This is a genomic window from Pseudomonas sp. HMSC066A08 (assembly GCF_001813025.1).
Taxonomy (GTDB): Bacteria; Pseudomonadota; Gammaproteobacteria; order Pseudomonadales; family Pseudomonadaceae; genus Pseudomonas; species Pseudomonas aeruginosa.
Genome location: NZ_KV811371.1, coordinates 179,800 through 203,544 on the forward strand (window position 1 = coordinate 179,800; position 23,745 = coordinate 203,544).

25 protein-coding genes are annotated in these 23,745 nt (G+C 66.4%); 17 read left to right on the forward strand and 8 right to left on the reverse strand.

Features of this window, described 5'->3' with window-relative positions; translation table 11 throughout:
• Positions 1–22: 22 nt before the first annotated feature.
• Positions 23–913, reverse strand: coding sequence for a LysR substrate-binding domain-containing protein (locus tag HMPREF2886_RS29345; RefSeq protein WP_033969234.1), 891 nt, complete (start codon positions 911–913; stop codon positions 23–25).
• A gap of 201 nt (positions 914–1,114) precedes the next feature.
• Between HMPREF2886_RS29345 and HMPREF2886_RS29350 the strand changes: the two genes are divergently transcribed.
• The 4 genes from HMPREF2886_RS29350 to HMPREF2886_RS29365 all read left to right on the forward strand — a co-directional run bounded on the left by HMPREF2886_RS29350 (position 1,115) and on the right by HMPREF2886_RS29365 (position 5,272).
• A complete protein-coding gene (locus HMPREF2886_RS29350; protein WP_003140525.1) occupies positions 1,115–1,744 on the forward strand; it encodes a glutathione S-transferase family protein in 630 nt (209 codons plus the stop codon).
• The gene (locus HMPREF2886_RS29355) at positions 1,741–2,760 is read left to right on the forward strand and encodes an LLM class oxidoreductase (RefSeq protein ID WP_070748887.1); all 1,020 of its coding nucleotides are present in this window, start codon (positions 1,741–1,743) and stop codon (positions 2,758–2,760) included. Before HMPREF2886_RS29350 ends, HMPREF2886_RS29355 begins: the two co-directional genes overlap by 4 nt.
• A gap of 102 nt (positions 2,761–2,862) precedes the next feature.
• Positions 2,863–4,002, forward strand: a complete 1,140-nt coding sequence (locus tag HMPREF2886_RS29360; protein ID WP_070748889.1) for an acyl-CoA dehydrogenase family protein — start codon at positions 2,863–2,865, stop codon at positions 4,000–4,002.
• Between the two features lie 88 nt (positions 4,003–4,090).
• Positions 4,091–5,272 carry a CaiB/BaiF CoA transferase family protein gene (locus tag HMPREF2886_RS29365; RefSeq protein WP_070748891.1) on the forward strand — a complete coding sequence of 394 codons (1,182 nt, stop codon included), beginning with the start codon at positions 4,091–4,093 and terminating at the stop codon, positions 5,270–5,272.
• 1 nt (position 5,273) lies between these two features.
• Here HMPREF2886_RS29365 and HMPREF2886_RS29370 read toward each other — a convergent pair whose 3' ends face one another.
• The 4 genes from HMPREF2886_RS29370 to HMPREF2886_RS34465 all read right to left on the reverse strand — a co-directional run bounded on the left by HMPREF2886_RS29370 (position 5,274) and on the right by HMPREF2886_RS34465 (position 8,507).
• Entirely contained in the window at positions 5,274–5,771 is a 498-nt protein-coding gene (locus tag HMPREF2886_RS29370) for a SprT family zinc-dependent metalloprotease (RefSeq protein WP_033969224.1), read from the reverse strand.
• A gap of 167 nt (positions 5,772–5,938) precedes the next feature.
• Positions 5,939–6,538 (reverse strand): Yip1 family protein, encoded by a 600-nt coding sequence (locus HMPREF2886_RS29375; protein ID WP_015503312.1) that lies wholly within the window; start codon positions 6,536–6,538, stop codon positions 5,939–5,941.
• 158 nt (positions 6,539–6,696) lie between these two features.
• Positions 6,697–7,290: a DNA-J related domain-containing protein gene (locus HMPREF2886_RS29380; protein ID WP_033969221.1), complete on the reverse strand. Its 594-nt coding sequence runs from the start codon at positions 7,288–7,290 to the stop codon at positions 6,697–6,699.
• Between the two features lie 224 nt (positions 7,291–7,514).
• Positions 7,515–8,507, reverse strand: a complete 993-nt coding sequence (locus HMPREF2886_RS34465) for a fimbrial protein (protein ID WP_128688653.1) — start codon at positions 8,505–8,507, stop codon at positions 7,515–7,517.
• Positions 8,508–9,086: 579 nt separating this feature from the next.
• On the opposite strand from HMPREF2886_RS34465, the gene ttcA reads away from it, so the two are divergent.
• Both ttcA and HMPREF2886_RS29400 read left to right on the forward strand, forming a co-directional pair.
• Positions 9,087–9,911, forward strand: coding sequence for a tRNA 2-thiocytidine(32) synthetase TtcA (ttcA, locus tag HMPREF2886_RS29395; RefSeq protein WP_070748895.1), 825 nt, complete (start codon positions 9,087–9,089; stop codon positions 9,909–9,911).
• Between the two features lie 46 nt (positions 9,912–9,957).
• The gene (locus tag HMPREF2886_RS29400) at positions 9,958–10,629 is read left to right on the forward strand and encodes a DNA-3-methyladenine glycosylase I (RefSeq protein ID WP_070748897.1); all 672 of its coding nucleotides are present in this window, start codon (positions 9,958–9,960) and stop codon (positions 10,627–10,629) included.
• A 1-nt stretch (position 10,630) separates the two neighbouring features.
• On the opposite strand, the gene HMPREF2886_RS29405 is transcribed toward HMPREF2886_RS29400, so the two are convergent.
• Positions 10,631–12,049 carry a basic amino acid/polyamine antiporter gene (locus HMPREF2886_RS29405; protein ID WP_070748899.1) on the reverse strand — a complete coding sequence of 473 codons (1,419 nt, stop codon included), beginning with the start codon at positions 12,047–12,049 and terminating at the stop codon, positions 10,631–10,633.
• Between the two features lie 104 nt (positions 12,050–12,153).
• Positions 12,154–12,918, reverse strand: a complete 765-nt coding sequence (ddaH, locus tag HMPREF2886_RS29410) for a dimethylargininase (RefSeq protein WP_070748901.1) — start codon at positions 12,916–12,918, stop codon at positions 12,154–12,156.
• A 210-nt stretch (positions 12,919–13,128) separates the two neighbouring features.
• Here ddaH and ddaR point away from each other — a divergent pair, with 210 nt between their 5' ends.
• The 5 genes from ddaR to HMPREF2886_RS29435 all read left to right on the forward strand — a co-directional run bounded on the left by ddaR (position 13,129) and on the right by HMPREF2886_RS29435 (position 17,293).
• Positions 13,129–14,529: a transcriptional regulator DdaR gene (gene ddaR / locus HMPREF2886_RS29415; protein ID WP_033976709.1), complete on the forward strand. Its 1,401-nt coding sequence runs from the start codon at positions 13,129–13,131 to the stop codon at positions 14,527–14,529.
• Positions 14,530–14,541: 12 nt separating this feature from the next.
• Positions 14,542–15,312, forward strand: a complete 771-nt coding sequence (locus HMPREF2886_RS29420) for an NAD-dependent deacylase (RefSeq protein WP_033969212.1) — start codon at positions 14,542–14,544, stop codon at positions 15,310–15,312.
• A 65-nt stretch (positions 15,313–15,377) separates the two neighbouring features.
• Positions 15,378–15,995, forward strand: a complete 618-nt coding sequence (locus HMPREF2886_RS29425) for a C40 family peptidase (RefSeq protein WP_003082470.1) — start codon at positions 15,378–15,380, stop codon at positions 15,993–15,995.
• Positions 15,996–16,077: 82 nt separating this feature from the next.
• Entirely contained in the window at positions 16,078–16,611 is a 534-nt protein-coding gene (locus tag HMPREF2886_RS29430; protein ID WP_003082473.1) for a C40 family peptidase, read from the forward strand.
• Positions 16,612–16,630: 19 nt separating this feature from the next.
• Positions 16,631–17,293 (forward strand): O-methyltransferase, encoded by a 663-nt coding sequence (locus HMPREF2886_RS29435; protein ID WP_033976711.1) that lies wholly within the window; start codon positions 16,631–16,633, stop codon positions 17,291–17,293.
• A gap of 7 nt (positions 17,294–17,300) precedes the next feature.
• Here the strand turns inward: HMPREF2886_RS29435 and HMPREF2886_RS29440 are convergent, their stop codons facing one another.
• Positions 17,301–18,215, reverse strand: a complete 915-nt coding sequence (locus tag HMPREF2886_RS29440) for a LysR family transcriptional regulator (RefSeq protein WP_058173052.1) — start codon at positions 18,213–18,215, stop codon at positions 17,301–17,303.
• A 299-nt stretch (positions 18,216–18,514) separates the two neighbouring features.
• On the opposite strand from HMPREF2886_RS29440, the gene ycaC reads away from it, so the two are divergent.
• The 6 genes from ycaC (at position 18,515) to kefB (ending at position 23,718) form a co-directional block, all read left to right on the forward strand.
• Positions 18,515–19,132, forward strand: a complete 618-nt coding sequence (ycaC, locus tag HMPREF2886_RS29445; protein WP_003082476.1) for an isochorismate family cysteine hydrolase YcaC — start codon at positions 18,515–18,517, stop codon at positions 19,130–19,132.
• A gap of 142 nt (positions 19,133–19,274) precedes the next feature.
• On the forward strand, positions 19,275–19,682 hold the full coding sequence (locus HMPREF2886_RS29450; RefSeq protein WP_033969206.1) for an OsmC family protein: 408 nt from the start codon (positions 19,275–19,277) through the stop codon (positions 19,680–19,682).
• Between the two features lie 27 nt (positions 19,683–19,709).
• Positions 19,710–20,267: an NAD(P)H-dependent FMN reductase gene (locus HMPREF2886_RS29455; RefSeq protein WP_057389006.1), complete on the forward strand. Its 558-nt coding sequence runs from the start codon at positions 19,710–19,712 to the stop codon at positions 20,265–20,267.
• Positions 20,268–20,293: 26 nt separating this feature from the next.
• On the forward strand, positions 20,294–21,241 hold the full coding sequence (locus HMPREF2886_RS29460; protein WP_042164578.1) for a pirin family protein: 948 nt from the start codon (positions 20,294–20,296) through the stop codon (positions 21,239–21,241).
• 159 nt (positions 21,242–21,400) lie between these two features.
• Positions 21,401–21,874 carry an SRPBCC family protein gene (locus HMPREF2886_RS29465; protein WP_003082488.1) on the forward strand — a complete coding sequence of 158 codons (474 nt, stop codon included), beginning with the start codon at positions 21,401–21,403 and terminating at the stop codon, positions 21,872–21,874.
• 2 nt (positions 21,875–21,876) lie between these two features.
• Positions 21,877–23,718 (forward strand): glutathione-regulated potassium-efflux system protein KefB, encoded by a 1,842-nt coding sequence (gene kefB, locus HMPREF2886_RS29470; protein WP_039027938.1) that lies wholly within the window; start codon positions 21,877–21,879, stop codon positions 23,716–23,718.
• Positions 23,719–23,745 lie beyond the last annotated feature (27 nt).

Genomic DNA, 23,745 nt, shown 5'->3' on the forward strand with positions numbered 1-23,745 from the left:
CCCGCCCTCGTGGCGGGTTTTTTTATGCCTCGGCGGCGGCCTGCTCGCGCAGCCAGGCGAGGAACAGCGAGAGGGGCGCTCGTTGCGCCGCTCCTGGCAGGCTCACCGCGTAATAGGCGAAGCGGCTCGGCCAGGGCCGCTCGAGGGCGACCGCCAGGCGGCCGCTGGCGATCTCTGTGCGGGCATGGATCTCACGTACCAGCGCGATACCCTGGCCGGCCTCGGCGGCGCGAACCAGCAGCAGGTCGTCGGCGAAAGCCGGACCTCTCTCGCTGCGCGGGTCGTCCTCCGCCCCCATCGCCCGCAGCCACAGGCGCCAGTCGTTGCGCTCCGACTCCTGCAACAGCGGGTAGGCCAGGCAATCGATAGCTTCGCGGATCTCAGGGCCTTCCGCCAGCAGGCGCGGGCTGGCCACCGGGATCAGCGGCGGGGCCATCAGCGCCTGCACGTCGAGTCCGGGGTAGTCGCCGAGCCCGTGGCGGATGGCGACATCGATTCGTTCCCGGCGCAGGTCGGCGAGCAGTGCCGTAGCCTCCACGCGGACTTCCACCTGCGGGTGCGACGCGCTGAATTGACCGAGGCGCGGCACCAGCCAGGTGGCGGCGAAGGAGGGCTCGGTGCTGACCGTGAGGGTCTGGCGGGCATTGATCGCCTCCAGCTGGGCAAGGCTCGCGGTGATCTGCTCGAAGGCCTGGCGGAGGCCGGGATAGACCTGCTCGCCCTCCGGCGTCAGGCGCATGCCATGGCTGAAGCGCTGGAACAGGACGACGCCGGTGCGTGCCTGCAGAGCCCTTAGCTGCTGGCTTACCGCGCCGGGAGTGACGCCCATGGCCGCGGCCGCGCGGGTGAGATTGCCATGGCGGGCGGTTTCGACGAAAGCGCGTAGCGCGAGGAGCGGGAGGACGGCACCCATGAATTCAGTTTTTCTATAAACAGGTTGTAGAAAGGATCGTTTTTCATCCGCCGGCCTGGGCCTCAGCATGTGTGGCGAAACGAGAGACTTTAGCCTAGCTGCTTTCTTCGGTGTGCGGGAAGCGGCCGAGGCGGTTTCCACGGTCGGCGCCGCCCCCATCGCCCGGGCGCCGGATAGTCCAGCGCTGCAAGGATACTTGCCATGCCTTCCCTCCAGCTCTACAGCGACAGTTCACCCAACGGATTCAAGATCACCATCGCCCTCGAGGAACTGGGGCTGCCCTACGCACTGCACCACGTTCGCATCGACCATGGCGAGCAACGCCGCCCGGAATTCCTGCGCCTGAATCCACATGGCCGGATACCGGTGCTGGTAGACCGGGCCGCCGGCATCACCCTGTTCGAGTCGGCGGCGATCCTGCAGTACCTGGCGGAGACCAGTGGGCGGTTGCTTCCCGACGCCCCCCGGGAACGCTGGGAGGCCCTGACCTGGCTGACTTTCCATGCTTCCAGCATGGGGCCCATCCTCGGCCAGCGCGTGCATTTCGAGATCTTCGCCGAAGAGCGGTACCCGCCGGCCATCGAACGCTATCGGCGGCTCTCCGAGGAGGTTTTCGCCACCCTCGACCAGCGCCTGGCCGGACGGCCCTGGCTGGCCGGTGAGCAATACTCCATCGCCGATATCGCCACCTTCGGCTGGACCCATACGGCGCGGATCGTCGACTTCGACTTCAGCCATTATCGCCACCTGGACGACTGGCACCGGCGCATGGCCCTGCGGCCGGCGGTGCAGCGCGGGATCGTCCTGCCGGAACCGGCGGTGGGTCCATGAGCGCCCTGCTGCAAGGCGCCTCGGCGCCGGCCTTCGTCGGGCACCCTGGCTATCGGCGCATGTTCGCCGCAGACGCGCTGACCCTGGGCCTGTTCCTGCCGTTGCGTTTCTACCAGGGTGACATGAGGGTGCTGCTGGGCCAGGCGCGGCTGGTCGAAGAAATCGATCGACTGGGATTCGCCGCCGTCTGGGTACGCGACGTAGCGCTGTTCGACCCGCGCTTCGGCGATGCCGGACAAGTGTTCGACCCGTTCACCTACCTTGGCTATCTGGCCGCGCGGACCCGCCGTATCGCCCTGGCCACCGGCAGCGCGGTGCTTTCCCTGCGCCAACCGGTCGACCTGGCCAAGGCCGCGGCGAGCGTCGACCGATTGTCCGGCGGACGCCTGGTGCTGGGCCTCGCCTCCGGCGACCGGCCGGTGGAGTTCCCCGCCTACGGGTTGGAGCATGCGCAGCGCGGCGAGCGGTTCGCCCAGGGGCTGGACTACCTGCGCCAACTGCTGCACGGCTGCCGGCACGTCGCCTCGCCGCTCGGTACGCTGGACGACGCCGAACTGTTGCCGCGTCCGCCGGCCGGCGCCATCCCGCTGGTCGTCACCGGCTCCGCGCGACAGCCGGCGGACTGGCTGGCACGCCAGGCGGATGGCTGGCTGACCTATCCGGAGTCGACTGTCAATGCGTCCGGGCCACGTCGCCTGGCTGGGAAGATCCGCGCCTGGAGGATGTCCATCGCGGACGGCGGGTTCCGCCCGCACATGACCAACGAATGGCTGGACCTGGTGGACGACCCGGCGTATCCGCGTACGCCGTTGCACGGCGGCTACGTCTTGCGCACCGGGCGCAACGGCCTGATCGAGCTGCTCGGCGAATGGCGCGCGGCGGGCGTCAACCACGCCGCCCTGGGCATCCAGTTCTCCGCCAGGCCGGCAGCGGAAGTCATCCAGGAACTGGCCGAGGAGGTGCTGCCGCTGTTCCCGTCCCACCCGGGCGTACAGCCGGCGAGCATGGACTGGTAGCTGACCGATTCGGTCAACCGAGCCTGAGCGGTCGCGTCATTGAGGGTGCCGGCCGGCGCCGCCTACCCTGCGGAACCACTGACCGCAGGGAGTTCCCCGTACATGCAACGGCAGATCTTCGAGACCGAACACAACCTGTTCCGCGACGCCTTTCGCGCCTTTCTCGACAAGGAGGTGGCGCCGCACCAGGACGCCTGGGAAGAGGCCGGGGTGGTCGACCGCGCTGTCTGGAGGAAGGCGGGTGAGATGGGCTTCCTGCTGCCCTGGGCGGATGAGGAGTACGGCGGCGCCGGGCTCAAGGACTTCCGCTACGAGCAGATCATGTGCGAGGAGCTGGCGCGGATCAACGAGCCGGGCTTCATGATCCCGCTGCACTCGGCGTTGTGCGGGCCGTACATCGCCGAATACGGTAGCGCCGAGCAGAAGGCCCGCCTGTTGCCGGGGATCGTCCGTGGCGAGACCATCCTCGCCGTGGCCATGACCGAGCCGTCCGCCGGCTCCGACCTGGCCGGCATGCGCAGCACCGCGGTGGACAAGGGCGACCACTGGCTGCTCAACGGCTCCAAGGTGTTCATCTCCAACGGCCTGCTGGCCGACCTGGTGATAGTCGCGGCGAAGACCGATCCGGCGAACAAGCACGCCATGGGCCTGTTCCTGGTGGAGCGCGGCATGGAAGGCTTCGAGCGCGGGCGCAACCTGAAGAAGCTCGGCATGAAGAGCCAGGACACCGCCGAACTGTTCTTCAACAATGTGCGGGTGCCGAAGGAAAACCTGCTGGGCGACGCCAAGGGCGGCTTCTTCTACCTGATGAACATGCTCGCCCAGGAGCGCCTGACCAACGCCTGCGGCGCGGTGGCCGGGGCCGAGGCGGCGTTGCAGGCGACCATCGACTACGTGAAGGAGCGCCAGGCCTTCGGCCGGCCGGTGGCGCACTTCCAGAACACCCGCTTCAAGCTCGCCGAAATGCGCACCCAGATCGACGTGGCGCAGGTCTTCACCGACCGCTGCGTGATGGACCACAACCAGAAGAAGCTGACCCCGGAGGTCGCCGCCGAAGCCAAGCTGTTCACCACCGAGCTGCTGGGCAAGGTGGTCGACGAAGGCGTGCAACTGCATGGCGGCTGGGGCTACATGTGGGAGTATCCGATCTGCAGGATGTACGCCAACGCCCGCATCCAGCGGATCTTCGCCGGTACCTCGGAGATCATGAAAGAGATCATCAGCCGCGGCATGAAGCTCTGACGCCACGGCCATGTCGCGCCGCGCGGCGGGCGGATAGGCTGCTCGGCAGGCGATCCCGACCAATGCCCGGCGACCCGGAGGAGGGAGCATGAAAGGCCCGTTGTCATCGTTGAAAGTGCTGGATTTCTCGACCCTGCTGCCGGGGCCGTTCGCCTCGCTGCTGCTGGCCGACATGGGGGCCGACGTGCTGCGCGTGGAGTCGCTCGGGCGCATGGACCTGGTGCGGGTGCTGCCGCCGCACGTCGACGGCACCTCGGCCAGCCATGCCTACCTGAACCGCAACAAGCGTTCCATCGGCCTCGACCTGAAGCGGCAGGGCGCACGCGAGGTGGTGCTGGAACTGGTGCGCGAATACGACATCGTCCTCGAACAGTTCCGTCCGGGGGTGATGGACAAGCTCGGCGTCGGCTACGAGGCGCTGAAGGCGGCGAACCCGCGGCTGATCTACGTGGCCATCACCGGCTACGGCCAGACCGGGCCGTACCGCGAGCGCGCCGGGCATGACATCAACTACCTGGCGCTGGCCGGCGTCGCCAGCTACACCGGGCGCCGCGAGCGTGGCCCGTTGCCGCTGGGGGTGCAACTGGCGGACCTCGCCGGCGGTTCGCTGCATGGCGTGATGGGCCTGCTGGCGGCGGTCATCCACCGGCAGCAGACCGGCGAGGGGCAGTTCGTCGACATCAGCATGACCGACTGCGCCTTCAGCCTGAACGGCATGGCCGGCGCCGGCTATCTCGCGGCCGGGGTCGAGCCGGAGATGGAGGCGCTGGCGCTGAACGGCGGCAGCTTCTACGACTACTACCGCACCCGCGATGGCCGCTGGTTCTCGGTGGGCAGCCTGGAACCGCAGTTCATGCAGCAGTTCTGCGCCGCCATCGGCCGCCCGGAACTGGCCGCCCGCGGCCTGTCGCCGAAGCCTGAAGAGCAGCGGGCGCTGAAGCGCGAGATCGAGATGGAGTTCGAGAAACGCGACTTCGCCGAATGGCAGGCGGTGTTCGCCGACCTGGATGCCTGCGTGGAGCCGATGCTGCCGCTCTCCGAGGCGCTGGAACACCCGCAGTTGCAGGCGCGCGGGCTGGTCGCCCGGGTGCCGCTGGCGGACGGCGGCAGCCAGGCGCAGATGGCCTGTCCGATCAAGTTCTCCGCCGGCCTGCCGGCGCCTCGCCACATCGGCGCGGCGCTCGGTGCCGATACCGTGGCTGTCCTCGAAGGCCTGGGCTACTCCGCCGAGCGGATCGCCGAGCTGAAGGCGGCCGGGGCCATCGCCTGAGTCACTCGCGGAACACTTCGCCGGTGAACACCAGGGTCGCCTTGCAGCGCCGGCAGTAGTAGCGGCGCCCCTTGGCCACCAGGTTGTGGCGTTGCGGGGAGAACGGGAAGTCGTTGTGCTCCGGGCAATGGCAGCGGTACAGGTAGCGGGTGGTGGCGCGGCGCTTGACCGCGTAGGTGTGGCAGCGGTCCGGCGGCAGGCCGTAGATGCCGCGCATGATCAACTGCCACTCCTCGCCGTGGGGGCGGATGCGCGGGCCGAACAACTGGTGCGCGATCAGGTGCGCGACTTCGTGGGCCACGGTCTGTTCCAGGAAGTGCTCGCGGTTCTCGCGGTACAGCTGGGGATTGAAGCGCAGCAGGTTCTCGTCGAGGTGGGCGACCCCGGCTTTCTGGCCGCGCAGGCGGAAGCTGACGGTCGGGCGGGGGAAGCTGCGTTGGAAGAAGTGTTCGGCCTGCCGATAGCAGGCCTCGACGCGGGCGTTGAGGTGTTCGGGCATTCGGGAAGACTCCAGCAGCGGGCGATTATGCCGGAGACGGGAGGGCGGGCGCAGGCGTCGGGACGACCGCTCGTCCGGGGTGCAGGATCAGGCAAGCGCGGCGGCGGCCAAGAAAAAACCGGGCGGCGGTTGCCCGCGGCCCGGTCGTACGATGCGTTCGCTGGGCGTCAGTTGGTGTATTCCGGGCCGACCCCGCTGCCCCAGAGGATCACCGACAGGGCGATCATCGCCACCAGCACCACCAGGCCCACCGCCAGCACCGAGCTGGAGAACAGGAAGCCTTCGTCCTTGTGGATGTTCATGAAGGTGGGGATCCCCACGTAGAGCAGGTAGACCGTGTAGCTGATCGCCGCCACCCCGACGATCATTCCCAGCCAGAGGTGCGGATACAGCGCCGCCAGCCCGGCTATGAACAGCGGCGTGGCGTTGTAGGCGGCGAACACGATGCACTGGGTCAGGCTCGGATTGGCGTCGTAGGTCCGCGCCATCCAGTGGATGAACGCGCCCATCACCGCCACCCCGGCGAGCATCGCCAGGTAGGTGAGAACCGTCATCTGCAACGCGCTGGCCTGGGTCAGCTTGACCGGATCGCCACCGCCGACCACCCAGCCGACCTGGGTCGTGCCGATATAGGCGGAAATCGCCGGAATGGCAGCCAGGATCAGGATGTGGGTCAGGTACATGTGGCTGATGCTTTCTTCTTCGCCACGGATTTCCTGCCACTCCTGATCGGGATGGGTGAAGAGCCCCCATACATGATGGATCATGCCGTTTCCTCCTCGTTCTTATGTGGTCGCCCCCCAGCGAAGCGCCGGGCGCGCATGGACAGCGCCACCCGGTGCTCGGCCGACCTATGCGACCTTATGTCGCAGTATAGGAACGGCCCGACCCCTCGTCGCTCGCGGGGTTAGAGCAAATCGAAGTTTCACGGCCGGCTGTAATAGCGTTGCAGTATTTCCATCGCCTTGTTGATCGATTGCAGGCGCGCGGTGCTGCCGCCGCGGTCGGGATGGTGCTGGCTGACCAGTTGCCGGTAGCGCAGCTTGATGGCGGGATAGTCGATCGCGCCTTCCAGCTCGAACAGGGCGAGGGCGGCGGCCTTTTCCTCGCTGCCCTGCATGCGCGTCCAGAAACTCTGCAACAGCCGCTCCACGTCGGCCTCGCTGGTCTGCCCCAGGTGGCGAAGGTCAAGGTAGTAGTCGCGCAGCGGGTCGCCCTGTTCCAGCGCCTGCGTGCCGTCCACGTAAGGACGTAGGCGCAGGCTCAGCGGGCTGATCTCCAGGTGTGCCTCGCGCTCTGCCCAGAGGTGGTCGCGCAGGTGGTAGAGCGCGTTGAACAGCAGGAAATGGGTGCGGAACAGCACCAGCTTGTCGGCCAGTTCGCGATGGGGGATGTGCGTCGAATGGCGGGCCTTCAGCAACTGGATCAACTGGTATTCGGAAAGCCCCTCGGGATGCTCGCGCAGCAGGCAGAGGATCTGCCCGGCGAGGTCGAGGCGGTGGTCGAGGTCGGTTGTCATGGGGCAAGACTAGCATTGACCGATCCGAGAGGCCGGGGCGGTGTCGTTTCCTGGGAGAAACTGCCGACCCGGTCGCGCGGCGGGTGCGAGCTTGCGAGCGCTCGGCAGGCCGTCGCGTACGGTATTCCCTTCGTCATCGACATTGGCGAGTGGGCCGTGGCCGGGGGCGCTGGCCGCGCGCCTTGGTCTTTCTCTTGAGTGCTCGCTCGAACTGGCTCTGCGTATCAGTTGTATTCGAGCACATAGGTCAGTGTCGCGTCCGCCTTGCCGGGTTTGATTTCAGAACCGTTTGCCGCATAGCGCGCTTTTCCAGAGAGCTTATAGACCTCCGCCGTGGGATCCCTGCGTATCCATGGCAACGCCATTGCATTTGCCCGGGCAAAGGGAAGCGCTTTTCCTTGTTCGTCGGTCAGCTGTATGCCTACTCCCGATGCGACCTCAGGATCGCCAGTGCCGGAGAGGGCCAGCAATCCGCCCGATACATTGCCTTCGAAATAGGCTTTTACCGGCGGCTTCTGCGTGAACTCCTCGCTTTTACACTGGATGTCTACGGAGAACTCGCTCCAGAGCGCGTCATTCCGGCGGACCTGGGAGGCGGGTACCTTGCCCAGGGGGACATCGACTACTTTCCTGGTGGGCTGGCAGCTCTCGATGAATACTTTATTCACGAGCTTGGTGGTGCGGGCCGCATAACGAAACTCGATTGGTGCCAGGTTCCCGTACGTTGTGGTTGCGGTGAAGGACAGCGGGACGTCTCCGGAGCCTACCGCCATTCCTGTCCGAACGAACTCGATATGCAGAACGTTCTGCACGTTGTAGATGATGCCACCAGAAGGCCAAATTGCTTCATGGGGCGCATACCATTCGGCACTGCTGATGCTGGTGCCTATGCCTATACCTATACGAATCCCCACGCCTTCCACATTGGTTGCGAAGATATTTCCATTTTCATAAGGGAAATTGTCCACCTTCGCGGTCAAAGTACCTTTCGCGCCTCTCTGGCACGAGAAGCTTGCCTTTATCGCGCTCACATAAAGGGTGGATTTCGCAAGAACCCCGCCAATCGCAACCTTGTTGAGGTTCAGGGACGATGGAAGCGGGGGCACTGCATAGGAAGCTGCTGGAGCTGCCCCGTTCCAGGCACAGGTATTGGAGAGGGCGGGCCCGGCGTGAATCGCTACAGCCAGGAACAACAATGGCTTCAAGAGGTTCTTCATAAGAAGTGCCTGAGCAAGAAATAAAATCCAGGTTCTGCCGGTATCTTTCGGCCTGGAAGGCTTCGGAAGTCGTTGAATTCGAAATCTTACGAAAAGTCTGAAAGCTCTTATAGGTGAGGGATTGCGGTTAGGATTTTTCCTAAAAAACTTAGGAAAGTTCTCCGCTCTTCCCGGGCTGGCCAGCGCCTGGCTACTTCCTGAGGTGGCTGCTGTCTTGGGCGTTGATCGCTCAGGCCCAGGCCCGGCCCGGCCGCAAGGCCAGGGCGGGCTGGCCCGGTGCGTGGTCGCCAGGGCGCGTGCCGCGGGAGACCGCGATGCGCCGCCAGCTCTTGCTGTCGTGAGGGAGCGCCGCTGGCTGAAGAGCGATTCTCGGGCGGCCCTCGCCGAACACGGCCGTGCGCCATGCGTATTGGGCGCCGAGGACCTGGGGCATGCGGGCGCGATCCGCCAGGGGGCCGCTATCGGAACGATCGAAATTATCCCTTTTGGACCAATGGCTTACATGAGATTATCCGGGTTTTGCAAATTGTACGTAAAATAGTCGGCTTTTCTCCCCGTATACCCGGATTCCAGAGCACCATGGGCACCCTTTCGGTCAATCAGAACAAACTGCAGAAGCGCCTGCGCCGCCTGGCCGGCGAGGCCATCACCGACTTCAACATGATCGAGGATGGCGACAAGGTCATGGTCTGCCTGTCCGGTGGCAAGGACAGCTACACCATGCTCGACATCCTGCTCTACCTGCAGAAGGTCGCGCCAATCCGCTTCGAGATCGTCGCGGTGAACATGGACCAGAAGCAGCCCGGTTTTCCCGAGCACGTCCTGCCGGAGTACCTGAAGTCGATCGGCGTGGAGTACCACATCGTCGAGAAGGACACCTACTCGGTGGTCAAGGAGAAGATCCCGGAAGGCAAGACCACCTGCTCGCTGTGCTCGCGCCTGCGCCGCGGCACGCTGTACACCTTCGCCGACGAGATCGGCGCGACCAAGATGGCCCTCGGTCACCATCGCGACGACATCCTCGAGACCTTCTTCCTCAACATGTTCTACGGCGGCACCCTGAAGGCCATGCCGCCGAAGCTGTTGGCCGACGACGGGCGCAACGTGGTGATCCGGCCGCTGGCCTATTGCAGCGAGAAGGACATCGAGGCCTATTCCCGGCTCAAGGAGTTCCCGATCATCCCCTGCAACCTCTGCGGTTCGCAGGAGAACCTGCAGCGCCAGGTGGTCAAGGAAATGCTGCTGGAATGGGAACGCAAGTCGCCGGGGCGTACCGAAATCATGTTCCGCGCCCTGCAGAACGTGGTGCCGTCGCAACTGGCCGACCGCAACCTGTTCGACTTCGCCAACCTGCGCATCGACGAGAACGCCGCGCCGCGCTTCCTCGACGTGATGAACCTCTGAGCCGCGCCGTCGGTCAGTTCTTCTCTCCGGTCTGCAAGGATTCCCGATGCGCGACTACGCCTGGATGTACGAATACTGCCTGAACCGCTTCGGCTCCAGGGAGGCGCTGGAAGCGCGCCTGCCGCAGCCGAAGAGCGCCGCCGAACTGCGCGCGGTGGGTGACGACCGCTACCTGTCGCTGATCAGCCTGCGGATCTTCCGCGCCGGTCTCAAGCACAGCCTGGTGGACGCCAAGTGGCCGGCTTTCGAGGAAGTGTTCTTCGGCTTCGATCCGCAGAAGGTCGTGCTCATGAGCGCCGAGCATATCGAGCGGCTGATGCAGGACGCCCGCCTGATCCGCCACCTGGGCAAGCTCAAGAGCGTGCCGCGCAATGCGCAGATGGTGCTCGACCTGGCCCGCGAACATGGCAGCTTCGGCAACCTCCTCGCGGATTGGCCGGAAACCGACATCGTCGGCCTGTGGAAGCTGCTGACCAAGCGCGGCAACCAGCTCGGCGGCTTGTCGGCGCCGCGTTTCCTGCGGATGGCCGGCAAGGACACCTTCATTCCCAGCGACGACATGGTCGCCGCGCTGAAGGCCCAGGAAATCATCGACAAGCCGCCCACCAGCCTCAAGGACCTGGCGGCCGTCCAGGGAGCCTTCAACCAGTGGCGCGAGGAGAGCGGCCGGCCGCTGTGCCAGCTGTCGGTGATGCTGGCACATACGGTCAATCATTGAGCTAGAGGCTCAGCCGACCGCTGCCGATCATCCATAGCGCCGCCAGCGCGAGGGCCAGCACCAGCGCCGCGACGTTGCCTTCGGCGCGATTGCCGAACGCCGGCAGGCCGCGCTGGCGACGGGCATGCAGGAAGAAGCCGAGGCCCGGCGCGTAGAGGATCATCGACAGCAGCAGGTATTTCAGCCCGGCGGCGTAGATCAGCCAGACCCCGTAGAGCGTCCCCAACAGCGCCAGCGCCAGCATCGCGCCCGAGTGCGGGCGGCGCGCCACCAGCTTCAGGCAGAAGCCGGCGCAGAGCAGGTAGGGGATCAGCGCCATCGAGGTGGCCAACTGGATCAGCGCGTTGTAGCCCGAGGCGTTGAGGAAGGCCACCAGCAGCAGCGCAGAGATCAGCGTGCTGGTCAGCCACAGTGCCGGTGCCGGGGTTTCCACCGCATTGGTGCGGCCGAACAGTGCCGGCGCGGTGTGCGTTGGGCCACGGCTGGCCAGGTAGAGCATTTCCACCGCGAGCATGGTCCAGGCCAGCAGCGCGCCGCCGACCGAGACGATCAGCCCGACGTTGATCAGCGTGGCGCCCCAGGGGCCCACCGCCGCGGCCATCACCTGGGCCATCGAGGGGTTCTTCATCTGCGCCAGTTCGTGCTGCGGCACCACGCCCAGCGACAGCACCGAGACGCAGACCAGCAACAGCAGGGTGACCACGAAGCCGAGCAGGGTTGCGCGGCTGACATCGGCCGCGTGCCGCGCGTGGCTGGCATAGACCGTGGCGCTCTCGATGCCGAGGAATACCCAGACGGTGTAGAGCATGGTGGTTTCCACCTGGCGGGTGACGCTGCCCAGTGCCGGGCTGCCCCAGAAGTCCAGGTGAAAGGTCTCGATGCGGAAGGCCAGGGCTACGCAGAGGATGAACAGGGCGATCGGCACCACCTTGGCGAGGGTCACGATGGCGTTGGTGATCGCCGCGTTGTGCACGCCGTGGAGGACGAAGGCATGCATCAGCCAGAGCACCGTCAATTCGCCGAGCAGCGCCGGCCAGGTGGTTCCGTCGCCGAAGAAGGCCAGCGCGCCGAACGAGCCGAGGGCGCTGAACAGCACCACCAGGTAGCCGGCGTTGCCGACCCAGGCGGAAATCCAGTAGCCCCAGGCGGCGTTGAACCCCAGGTATTCGCCGAAGCCTTCGCGGGCGTAGCCGTAGACGCCGTCGTCCAGTTCGGGGCGGGTGGTCGACAGCCACTGGAATATCCGCGTCAGGGTCAGCATGCCGACGAAGGTGATCGCCCAGGCGATCAGGATCGCGCCGGCGCCTGCGCCTTCGGCCATGTTCTGCGGCAGGCTGAAGATGCCGCTGCCGATGATGCCGCCCACCACCAGCGCGGTCAGCGCCGGCAGCCCCAGTTTTCCCTTGTCCGAATCGGCCATGTGGCACCTCCGAAACTGCATCCGGTATGTCGCGCCCGACGCAGGCGGAGCCTGCGCCGGGGTGCGACGGCGGGTGGCGGCGGGTCGGTCCGCCGCGGCATGGTTCAGAAGCGCAGCGACATGCAACTGACGCCGCCGTCGATCTTGCGGTATTCGGAGGTGTCCACCTCGATCACCCGGTAGCCGAGGCGGGCGATCTTCTCGCGGGTCCGGGGATAGCCGGCGGGCATGATCACCCTTTCGTTGACCCAGATGCAGTTGGCGGCGTAGGACTCCTCTTCGGGGATCTCGATGATGTTGAAGTCCTGGAACTCCGGCTTGCTGACGAACTCGCCGGCGGCCAGCAGGTTGTTGTGTTCCAGATAGGCGAGCCCGGTCTTCAGGTGCAGGACCTTTTCCAGGCGCACCACCGAGCCGCCGAGACCATGTTTTTCCAGGATCGCGATCATCTGCCGGGCGCCCTCGGCGTTGGTGCGGGCCGATTCGCCGATGTAGAAGTGGTCGCCGACCATCATGATGTCGCCGGCTTCCACCGTGCCGGGGGCCTCGATGCGCTCGACCTTGCCTGGATAGAAGCGCTGCACGGTTTCCTCGATGATCTCGGTCTCGCCGCGCCGCGATTCGGCGCCGGGGCGGGTGATGATGGCGCAGTGCGAGGTGCAGAGCACCGGATCCTCGACGAACACCGAGTCGGGGAAGCGTTCGTCCGGCGGTAGCAGGGTGATGTCCACGTCGCAGGTCTGCAAGGCGCGGATGTAGGCATTGTGCTGCTCGAGGGCCTTGGCGTAGTCCGGCTTGCCGAGGTGGCTGGAGGTCAGGCCGTCGACCAGGCTGCGAGCGGGCGTGCGAGCGATGATGTGCTTGAACATGACGATTTTCCTCGTGTGGGGACGACGAGGTCGTTGCAAGCCACGCGCCAGCCAACGCCCGGGAATTGCCTTGGAAATCCTTGATAAATTGGAGGATTTTCCTGGTTTTCCGAGGGCTTGGTTGATCCACGCCAAGGATGCTCGGTCGCGCTGCGTCGAAGATTGGACAACTGACGAGACTTCGACATCCGGGAAACCGAGGGGGAGAGCATGGCGCTTGTCGAGGAGCCGACGATTTCCGCGCGAAGCGGTGAACTGGCCTGGTTGGTGGACTGCCTGGCGCCGATTTTCGACGGCCTGCGGCAACCGGTCACGGTGGTCGATCCCTCCGGTCGCTTCGTCTACTACAACCGTGCCAGCGGCCTGCTCGATGGTCTCGACCCGCAGCGGGCGCTGGGCATGCACCTGTTGCAGAGCGCCCCCTGGCTGGCGGCCGAGCAAAGCACGCTGCTGCGTTGCCTGGCCGAAGGTCGGCCGTCGATCGATACGCTGCAGGCCTACGTGGGGGCCGGCGGCGAGCTGTTGCAGTATCGCCACCGGGCGATCCCGCTGCGCGGGCGCGACGGTTGCCTGCTCGGCGCGATGGAGCTCGGCGAAGTCGTCGCCGAGACCGAAGAGACCGCAGGCCTGGCGGATTGCCCGAACATCCTGAGCGTGGCGCCGAGCCTGCTGCGGCAGTTGCAGCGCCTGGACGTCTTTGCGGCCACCGACCTGCCGCTGCTGATCCATGGCGAGACCGGCACCGGCAAGGAACTGTTCGCCCGTCGCGCCCATGCCCTGAGCCCGCGACGCAGCGGTCCGATGATCAGCCTGAACTGCGCGGCGATTCCCGAGACGCTGCTGGAAAGTACCCTGTTCGGCACCACCCGCGGCGCTTTCACCGGCGCCGAGAACCGCAAGGGCATGTTCGCCCTGGCGCAGGGCGGCAGCTTGTTCCTCGACGAGATCAATTCCATGCCGATGGCCATGCAGAGCAAGCTGCTGCGGGTCTTGCAGGACGGCAGCTACCTGCCTCTGGGCAGCCTGAGCCCGCAGCGGGCCGATGTACGACTGATCGCGGCGAGCAACCAGCCGCCGCGCCAGGCGATCGCCGAGGGACGCCTGCGCGAGGACCTGTACTACCGCCTGGACGTGGGCAGCCTGTGCATCCCGCCGCTGCGCGAGCGCCCCGGCGATGTGGAACTGCTGGCACGGGCGTTCGTCCGTCGCGATGCGCGCAGCCTCAACCCGCGTGTCACCGCTCTTGGCGAGCGGGCGCTGGCGCAGTTGCTGGCCTGCGACTGGCCGGGCAACGTCCGGCAACTGGAAAACGTGATCCGGCGCAGCCTGTTGCTGCACGGGGAGGGCGGTGCACTGCTGGATGAGGTGGCGTTCGCCGACGACGGCGCAGAGGCCGTGGGCGGCGAGGCCGCGCGCTCGATGAACAGCGCGGCGGTCGGAGGCCTGCGCGAGGCGCTGGCGCAACAGGAGCGCAACCTGATAGAAGACGCCTTGCGCCAGGCGCGCGGCAATCTCTCCCGGGCCGCCGCCCGGTTGCGGATACCGCGCACGACCCTGCTCGGGCGCATGCGCCGGCTCGGCTTGCCGGCTTCCCTCGATCCGCCAGCCTGACAGGAGCCAACCATGGACAGCCACAGCCCGATCGCCACCGTCGCCCAGGCCCTGCGGCGTGCCGAACGCATCCTGGTCATCACTGGCGCCGGCCTCTCCGCGGACTCCGGTATGCCCACCTATCGCGGCCTCGGCGGTCTCTACAACGGTCGCACGGAAGAGGGCCTGCCGATCGAGGCGGCACTTTCCGGACCGATGCTGCGGCGCGATCCGGCGCTGTGCTGGAAGTACCTCGCGGAACTCGGCAAGGCTTGCCTGGCGGCCCGACCCAACGCCGGCCACGAAGCCATTGCCGAGTTGCAGAAGCGCAAGCCGGAATGCTGGGTGCTGACCCAGAACATCGACGGCTTCCATCGCCAGGCCGGCTCGCCGGCCGAGCGGCTGATCGAGATCCATGGCGAACTGGCGCCGCTCTACTGCCAGTCCTGCGGCGCCGAGAGCGGTGGCCTGGAGGAGCATCTGCACGGCCAGTTACCGCCGCGCTGCGCGGCCTGCGGCGGCGTGCTGCGGCCGCCGGTGGTGCTGTTCGAGGAAATGTTGCCGGAAGAGGCGATCGACACCCTGTACCGCGAATTGCGCAAAGGCTTCGATGCGGTGCTGGTGGTGGGAACCACCGCGAGCTTCCCCTATATCGTCGAACCGGTGCTGCGCACACGGCAGGCGGGAGGCTTCACCGTGGAGGTGAATCCTGGCGTGACCGACCTCAGCGAGCGGGTCGATGTGAAAATGACAGGACGAGCCTTAGACATCATGCCGCAGGTGGTAAGTCACATTTATCGATAAAAAACTTGCATAGGATTGATCGAGAAGGCAAATTAGCCCGCTAGTAAAACTAATGAGACACGGTCGTGCCCATGCTTAAACGCTTAGCACCCCTCGTGCCCATGAGTTTCGTTCTGCTGCTGGCCGCTTGCGCCAGCCATTCGCCGGAGCCGCAGGTCGCCAAAGAGCCGACCGCAGCCAAGAGCAGCATCGACGTCGAACGCGACGCGATCGCTTGGCAGGATGTTGAGGACGAAGGGGCGGACAATTCATCGGCTGGTACGCCTGCGCTGGCGTCCAGCATCCTCGAGCGCGCTTTCGAACTGATCGGTACGCCGTACCGTTTCGGCGGTACGACGGCGAAAGGCTTCGATTGCAGCGGCTTCGTCGGCTACCTGTTCCGCGAGGAGGCCGGCATCAAGCTGCCGCGCTCCACCCGCGAACTCATCGATATGGACGTGCCGCTGGTCTCCAAGGACGAGTTGCAGCCGGGCGACCTGCTGTTCTTCAACAACCGTGGCCGTGGTCGCGTCAGCCACGCCGGCATCTACATCGGCGATGGCCAGTTCATCCATTCCGCCAGCCGCCGTGGCGGCGGGGTGCGGGTGGACAGCCTGGACTCCAGCTACTGGAGCCTGAGCTACATGGAAGCCAAGCGGGTGCTCGAGCCCGGCTACAAGGACGCCCTGACGAGCAAGCGCTAAACTTAAAGTTTTACTTTAAGTATTGCGTTTAACTCCTTGTCGTAGCAAAGTGGAAGCATTCCTCACCAGGAAGGCTTCCACTATGCATGCACTGGCCCGATTCTCGATCCTCGCCTTTGCTGCGCTGCTCACCGCCTGCGCCAGCAAAGCGCCGCCCCCCGCGCCCGCCAAACAGGTCGTATTCCGTCCAGCGACGAATTTCTCGCCCGCCGCCGACGATGTGCTGTTCCGTGCCCTCGGCCTGGTCGGCACGCCCTACCGCTGGGGCGGCAACACGCCCGATTCGGGCTTCGATTGCAGCGGCCTGATCAACTTCGTCTACCGCGACATGACCGGCATCAAGCTGCCGCGCTCGACCCGCGAGATGATTTCCATGCGCGCGCCCAGCGTGCCGGTGCAGGCCCTGCAGACCGGCGACCTGGTGTTCTTCGCCACCTCCGGTGGACGCACCGTGAGCCATGCCGGCATCTACGTCGGCGAGGGTCGCTTCGTGCATGCGCCGCGCACCGGCGGCACGGTGCGCCTGGACAGCCTGCAGAACAGCTACTGGCAACGCGCGTACCTGGACGCCAAGCGCGTGCTGGTCGCACCGTCGCCGTTGGCGCGGGTGCCCTGAGGCGGGGAGGTCCGGGGCCATGACCACCCGCACCCTCAATCTCGACGACAACCTCTACCGCTACCTGCTGGACGTTTCGCTGCGGGAAACCCCGCTGATGACCCGCCTGCGCGAGGAAACCGCGAAGCTACCCAATGCTCGCTGGCAGATCGCCCCCGAGCAGGGCCAGTTCATCGCCTTGCTGCTTACCCTGATCGGCGCGCGGCGGGCGCTGGAGGTCGGCACCTTCACCGGCTACAGCGCCCTGTGCATGGCTACCGCCCTTGGCGAGCAAGGGCGTCTTACCTGTTGCGACTTGCCCGGCGACTACCACCTGACTGCGCGCCGCTACTGGCGCGAAGCCGCTGTCGAGGAGCGCATCGAGCTGCGCCTCGGGCCCGCCCTGGAAACCCTGCGTGCGCTGCTCGACGAAGGCCTGGCCGGGCAATTCGACCTGGCCTTCATCGACGCCGACAAGGCCAACTACCCCGAATACCTGGAGGCCGCGCTGGCGCTGGTGCGCCAGGGTGGGCTGGTGCTTTTCGACAACGTCCTGTGGAGCGGCCGGGTGCTCGAAGCGCAGCCGAAGAGTGCGGATACCCGCGGTATCCAGCAGCTCAACCTGACGCTGAAGAGCGACGCGCGGGTCGACTATTCGCTGCTGCCGATCGGCGACGGGCTGAGCGTCTGCCGCAAGCGCTGAGCGAGGCTCAGCGTATGCCCCACGGCGGGCTGCCCAGGGCCTGCTGGAGAAACTGGACGAACAGCTTGACCTTCGGCGAGAGGGTCGCCGCCCGCGAATACATGGCGTAGATCAGGTCGTCCAGCGGCCGCTCCTGCGGCAGGGCCTCGACCAGCCGGCCGGCGGCCAGGTCCTCGGCGGCGATGAACAGCGGCAACATCGCCAGGCCCAGGCCGCGCACCGCGGCGTCGCGCATGGTCTGGCCGTTGTTGGTGTTGAAGCGTCCGCGCGGGGTGATCATCCGCGCCGGCTCCCCGGCCACCCGCGGCTCGAAGCTCCATAGCTGCGAGGGGGTGTTGTGGCTGTAGCCGATGCAGGGATGGCAGAGAATGTCTTCGATGCGTTGCAGCGGGCCGTGCCGCTCCAGGTATTCCGGGCTGCAGCACACTACCCGGCGGCTGGTGCCCAGTTGGCGGGCGATCAGCGAGCTGTCCTGCAGGCGGGTGATGCGGATCGCCAGGTCGTAGCCTTCCTTCTCGAAGTCGACGATCCGGTCGTCCAGTTGCAGGACCACTTCCAGGCGCGGGTTGCGCGCCATGAACTCCATCACCAGCGGGCCCAGCCAGAGCGTGCCGAAGCTCATCGGCGCCATCACCCGCAGCTCCCCGCACAGATCGTTCTCGCGTAGCGCCACGGTTTCGGCGGCGTTGTTCAGGTCCTGCACCGAAGCCTTGGCCGACTTGTAGAAGAAGCCGCCGGCTTCGGTCGGCTCGACGTTGCGCGTCGAGCGGTAGAGCAGGCGTACGCCGAGGTGACGCTCCAGGTCGCTGACGCGTTTGCTGATCACGGACTTGGACAGGCTCATGCGTTCGGCGGCGGCGCTGATGCTGCCCAGCTCGACCACGTTGAGGAAGGCCTGTATGTCTTCGAGGCGCAGGCTCATGGATTAATCTCGAAACAATCGGGAGGCAGACTGTCGCATGCTGGCGAACTCCAGGTAAGGGGCGAGACGTGCCGAGCGCACTGCGGCGGCAACCGCAGGGCAAGCGTAGCGCGCCTGCGCGCACGCGGTGTTCGCGGACGAAGAACACCGTTTTCGTATTTTGCCGGGCGGTAAATGGGCGTCGCCGGCACTACTCTTGATAGGCGGCCGGCTGCCGAAGCCGCCCATGCATGCCTCACCCGAGGTGCTTCGATTCACACCGCGCGGCGACGGACGCCGCCCGAGACCGGAGAAATACCATGTCCTTCACCTACAAGCGACTCGACAAGAACGATGCGGCAGTGCTGTTCGTCGACCACCAGGCAGGCCTGCTCTCCCTGGTCCGCGATTTCAGCCCGGACGAGTTCAAGAACAACGTCCTGGCATTGGCCGACATCGCCAGGTTCTTCAACCTGCCGACCATCCTCACCACCAGCTTCGAGGACGGCCCCAACGGCCCGCTGGTGCCGGAACTCAAGGAAATGTTTCCGCAGGCCCCGTACATCGCCCGCCCCGGCAACATCAACGCCTGGGACAACGAGGACTTCGTCAAGGCGGTCAAGGCCACCGGCAAGAAGCAACTGATCATCGCCGGCGTGGTGACCGATGTCTGCGTAGCCTTCCCGACCCTCTCGGCGCTGGAGGAGGGATTTGACGTATTCGTCGTCACCGACGCCTCCGGCACCTTCAACCCGGTGGTGCGCGACGCCGCCTGGGCGCGCATGACCGCCGCCGGCGCGCAACTGATGAACTGGTTCAGCGTCGGCTGCGAACTGCACCGCGACTGGCGCAACGACATCGAAGGCTTCGGCGCCATCCTCGGCGGCCACCTGCCGGCGTACGCCAACCTGATCCAGAGCTTCGGCACGAAGAAGTAAGCCGGCTTCGCCGCTGTCCCGGACACAAGGCACTCCGACCATCGGGTGCCTTGTGTCGTTTTCCGTCCAGGTGTTTTCATCGGAACGCCGCTTCGCCGGAACCCGAGGTTCCGGCACGCCCCCCATGCACAGGAGAAACCCCATGGCTACCCAGGTCGTCAACGCTTCCCTCGGCGCCACCCCTTACCGCGTGACCCTCGGCGACGACAGCCACCAGTGGCTGAGCGACGTGCCGGCCGCCCTCGGCGGCGCCGACAGCGGCCCCTCGCCGCACGAGATCCTGCTCTCGGCGCTGGGCGCCTGCACGGCGATCACCGTGGCGATGTACGCGCAGCGCAAGGAGTGGCCGCTGGAGGGTATCGACGTGCAACTGAACATCGTCGAGGAACGCACCAAGCCGGAGCCCTTCACCCATATCCGCCGCGACATCGGCCTGGCCGGCGATCTCGACGCCGAGCAGCGCCAACGTCTGCTGGAGATCGCCAATGCCTGCCCGATCCATCGTGTACTCTCCGGAGAGGTCAGCGTCAGCAGCCAGCTACGCGACTGAACCCGCACGCACAACGAGGAGCACGGCATGAGCGACGACATCAAGGTATTGGGCATTTCCGGCAGCCTGCGCAGCGGCTCCTACAACAGCGCGGCGCTGCAGGAAGCGATCGGTCTGGTCCCGCCGGGCATGAGCATCGAGCTGGCGGACATCTCCGGCATCCCGCTGTACAACGAGGACGTCTACGCCCTCGGCTTTCCGCCCGCGGTGGAACGCTTCCGCGAGCAGATCCGCGCGGCGGACGCGCTGCTGTTCGCCACCCCGGAATACAACTATTCGATGTCCGGGGTGCTGAAGAATGCCATCGACTGGGCCTCGCGGCCGCCGGAGCAACCGTTCTCCGGCAAGCCGGCGGCGATCCTCGGCGCCAGCGCCGGGCGTTTCGGCACCGCGCGGGCGCAGTATCACTTGCGCCAGACGCTGGTGTTCCTCGACGTTCATCCGCTGAACAAGCCGGAAGTGATGATCTCCAGCGCGCAGAACGCCTTCGACGCCCAGGGCCGGCTGCTCGACGACAAGGCGCGCGAACTGATCCAGCAGCAGTTGCAGGCCCTGCAACTGTGGGTGCGCCGCCTGCGCGGTTGAATGCCTCGTCACCGGAGAGCCTGAACATGAGCAATACCGAAGAGCGTTGCGACCTGTCCTCCTCGTGGGACTGTCCGGAGCGCCGCGAGCACCTGCTGCAACGAGTCACCGCGCGTGCCGCGGAAATCGGCGGCGGGATCACCGTCAGTCGGCTGATGCCGTCGCGCCAGCGGCGGATGATCGGTGCCTGGTGCTTCCTCGACCATGCCGGTCCCGCCGAATTCGAACCCGGCGGCGGCCTGGCCGTGGGCCCGCACCCGCACATCGGCCTGCAGACCTTTACCTGGATGATCCAGGGCGAGGCGTTGCACCGCGACAGCCTGGGCAACGTCCAGGTGATCCGCCCCGGCCAGGTCAACCTGATGACCGCCGGCCATGGCATCGCCCACACCGAGGAGTCGCTGCCCGACGAGCGCCACGCCCACGCCGCGCAGTTGTGGATCGCGCTCCCCTACGAGCAGCGCGACATCGCCCCGGCCTTCGACCATCATCCCGACCTGCCGCGCTGGCAGGAGCAGGGGGTCACCTTCACCCTGCTGGCCGGCGCTCTGGACGGTCGGCAGGCGCCGTGCCGGCTCTACTCGCCGCTGCTCGGTGCCGACCTGGCCTGCCACGACGCCTCGACCCTGCAACTGACGCTCGACCCGCACTTCGAGTACGGCCTGCTGCCGCTGGAAGGCGGGTTGGAAGTGGGCGGCGAGCATTTCGCGGTGAACGAACTGGCCTACCTGGGCGACGGCCGCGACGGCCTGCAACTGCAACTCGACCCTGGCGCGCGGGTGCTGTTGCTCGGTGGCGCACCGTTCGGCGCGGAGATCTTCATGTGGTGGAACTTCGTCGGCCACAGCAAGGGCGAGATCGCCCGGGCGCAGAAGGCCTGGGAGGAGGGGGATCCCCGCTTCGGCCGGCTCGACGCCCTGGAAGGGCCGCGCTTGAGCGCTCCGCCGATTCCCTGGAAGATCGACGCCGAGTGAGGTCGATGTGCCGTCGGGTGCCCCGGCGGCGTCCTCGAATGCCTGTCGGCGATCGTTGCGGACCTGCGCCCTGGCGATTCGCCGGCAGCGGGAAAACTTTCTGCACCCATCGCCGGTCAGAACTCGCCTATCGCATGCACCGAACAGGAAGTGAGCCACATGCAATTCGAACACTTGGTCCAGGTCAACGACCGGACGCTTGTCGACCTGCCGGTCCTCGACCGGCTGCAACTCTGGGAAGGCCTGGTCTGCCGTGCGCGCGAGCCACAGTATTTCGTCGTCGGCCTGGAGCGTTTCGAGATCCTCGTCGATGACGGCGACCGCCTGCATCGGCGCCTGTACCTGCCGGGTCTGGTGGTCGAGGACGAAGTCGTGCTGAAGGCGCCGGACAGTGCCCACTACAGCATCAAGCCGAGCGCCGAGGTGGCCGGCGGCAGCCTCGACATGACCATCGAGGAGCCGGAGCCCGGCTCGCTGTTCGTGCGTTTCGCCTACTGCACCCGCTACCTGCAGCCGCTGGGCGACGAACTGCCCTACGACGCCTTCGTCAAGCAGGCCTATATCGCCATGGATGTGGAGACCATCGCCACCATCCGCGACCGGTTCGGCGCCAGCGCCGCCAGCGGGAGTTGAGCGTGGAACACGGAAGCAGTTTTCTCCAGTCCGGCGTGGTCTTCCTGATCGCGGCGGTGTTCATGGTGCCGCTGGCCAAGCGCCTGCAACTGGGCGCGGTGCTCGGCTACCTGCTGGCCGGGGTGCTGATCGGTCCCAGCGTGCTGGGCCTGGTGGACAACCCGGAAAGCGTCGCGCAGATCTCCGAGATGGGCGTGGTGCTGCTGCTGTTCATCATCGGCCTGGAGCTGTCGCCGCGGCGCCTGTGGGTGATGCGCAAGTCGGTGTTCGGCGTCGGCCTGCTGCAGGTGCTGCTGACCGGCCTGGTGATCGGCACCGTGGCTCTGGTCGGCTTCGACCAGCCGGTGAACAGCGCGGTGGTGCTCGGCCTGGGCCTGGCGCTGTCGTCCACCGCCTTCGGCCTGCAGATCCTCGCCGAGCGCAAGGAACTGACCCAGCCCCATGGCCGCCTGGCCTTCGCCATCCTGCTGTTCCAGGACATCGCGGCGATCCCGCTGATCGCCATGATCCCGCTGCTCAGCGGTGCGCACAGCGACGCCGGCGGCAGCGAACTGACCCAGACCCTCAAGGTGGTCGGCAGCATCGCCGCGGTGGTGGTCGGCGGCCGCTACCTGCTGCGCCCGGTGTTCCGCATCGTCGCCCAGACCAAGCTGCAGGACATGTCCACCGCCACCGCGCTGCTGGTGGTGATGGGTACCGCGCTGCTGATGGAGCTGGCCGGCGTGTCCATGGCCCTCGGTGCCTTCCTCGCCGGCCTGCTGCTGGCAGACTCGGAGTACCGCCACGAACTGGAGGCGCAGATCGAGCCGTTCAAGGGCCTGTTGCTCGGCCTGTTCTTCATCAGCGTGGGCATGAGCGCGGACATCAGCCTGCTGCTCAAGTCGCCGTGGATGGTGCTCGGCCTGACCGTGCTGCTGATCGCCCTGAAGGCGCCGGTGCTGTACTTCGTCGGGCGCATTTCCGGCGGCCTCGACAAGGCCTCGGCGCTGCGCCTGGGCGTGGTCCTGGCGGCCGGCGGCGAGTTCGCCTTCGTCGTGTTCAAGATGGCCCGCGACCAGGGCCTGTTCCAGAACGACCTGCACAACCTGCTGGTGCTTTCCATCACCCTGTCGATGGCCCTGACTCCGTTGCTGGTACTCGGCCTCGCGCGCCTGCTGGCGAGGGAGCCGGAAGCGACGAAGCCGCCGCCGGAAATGGAACGCATCGACAACGACGACACCCCGCGCGTGGTGATCGCCGGGGTCGGTCGCATGGGCCAGATCGTCGCTCGCGTGCTGCGCGCCCAGCGCGTGCCGTTCATCGCCCTGGACACCTCGGTGGAGACCATCGAGCTGACCCGTACCCTCGGCGCGATCCCGATCTTCTACGGCGACCCGATGCGCCCGGAGATCCTTCGCGCGGCCCAGGTAGAGAAGGCCGAGTTCTTCGTCATCGCCACCGACGACCCGGAGACCAACATCGAGACGGCCAGGCGCGTGCGCAAGCTGTACCCGCACCTGAAGATCATCGCCCGCGCGCGTAACCGCCAGCACGTCCACCTGCTGCTGGACGCCGGGGTCGAGCCGGTGCGCGAGACCTTCTTCTCCAGCCTGGAGATGAGCCGCATGGTGCTCTGCGGCCTGGGGCTGAGCGAGGAACAGGCGGACGCGCGGATCCGTCGTTTCCGTCGGCACGACGAAGAGGTCCTGGCCTCCCAGCACCTGTTCTACAACGACCGCGACGCGCTGATCAAAAGCGCTCGCGAGGCGCGGGTCGAGCTGGAGACGCTGTTCCAGAGCGACCAGTTGGAAGACCGCGGCGCGGTAGCGGCGGAGACCCCGGAGAAACCTTCTCGCGCATCCTAGCGCCCGACCCATGCCGGTACGCCGGCA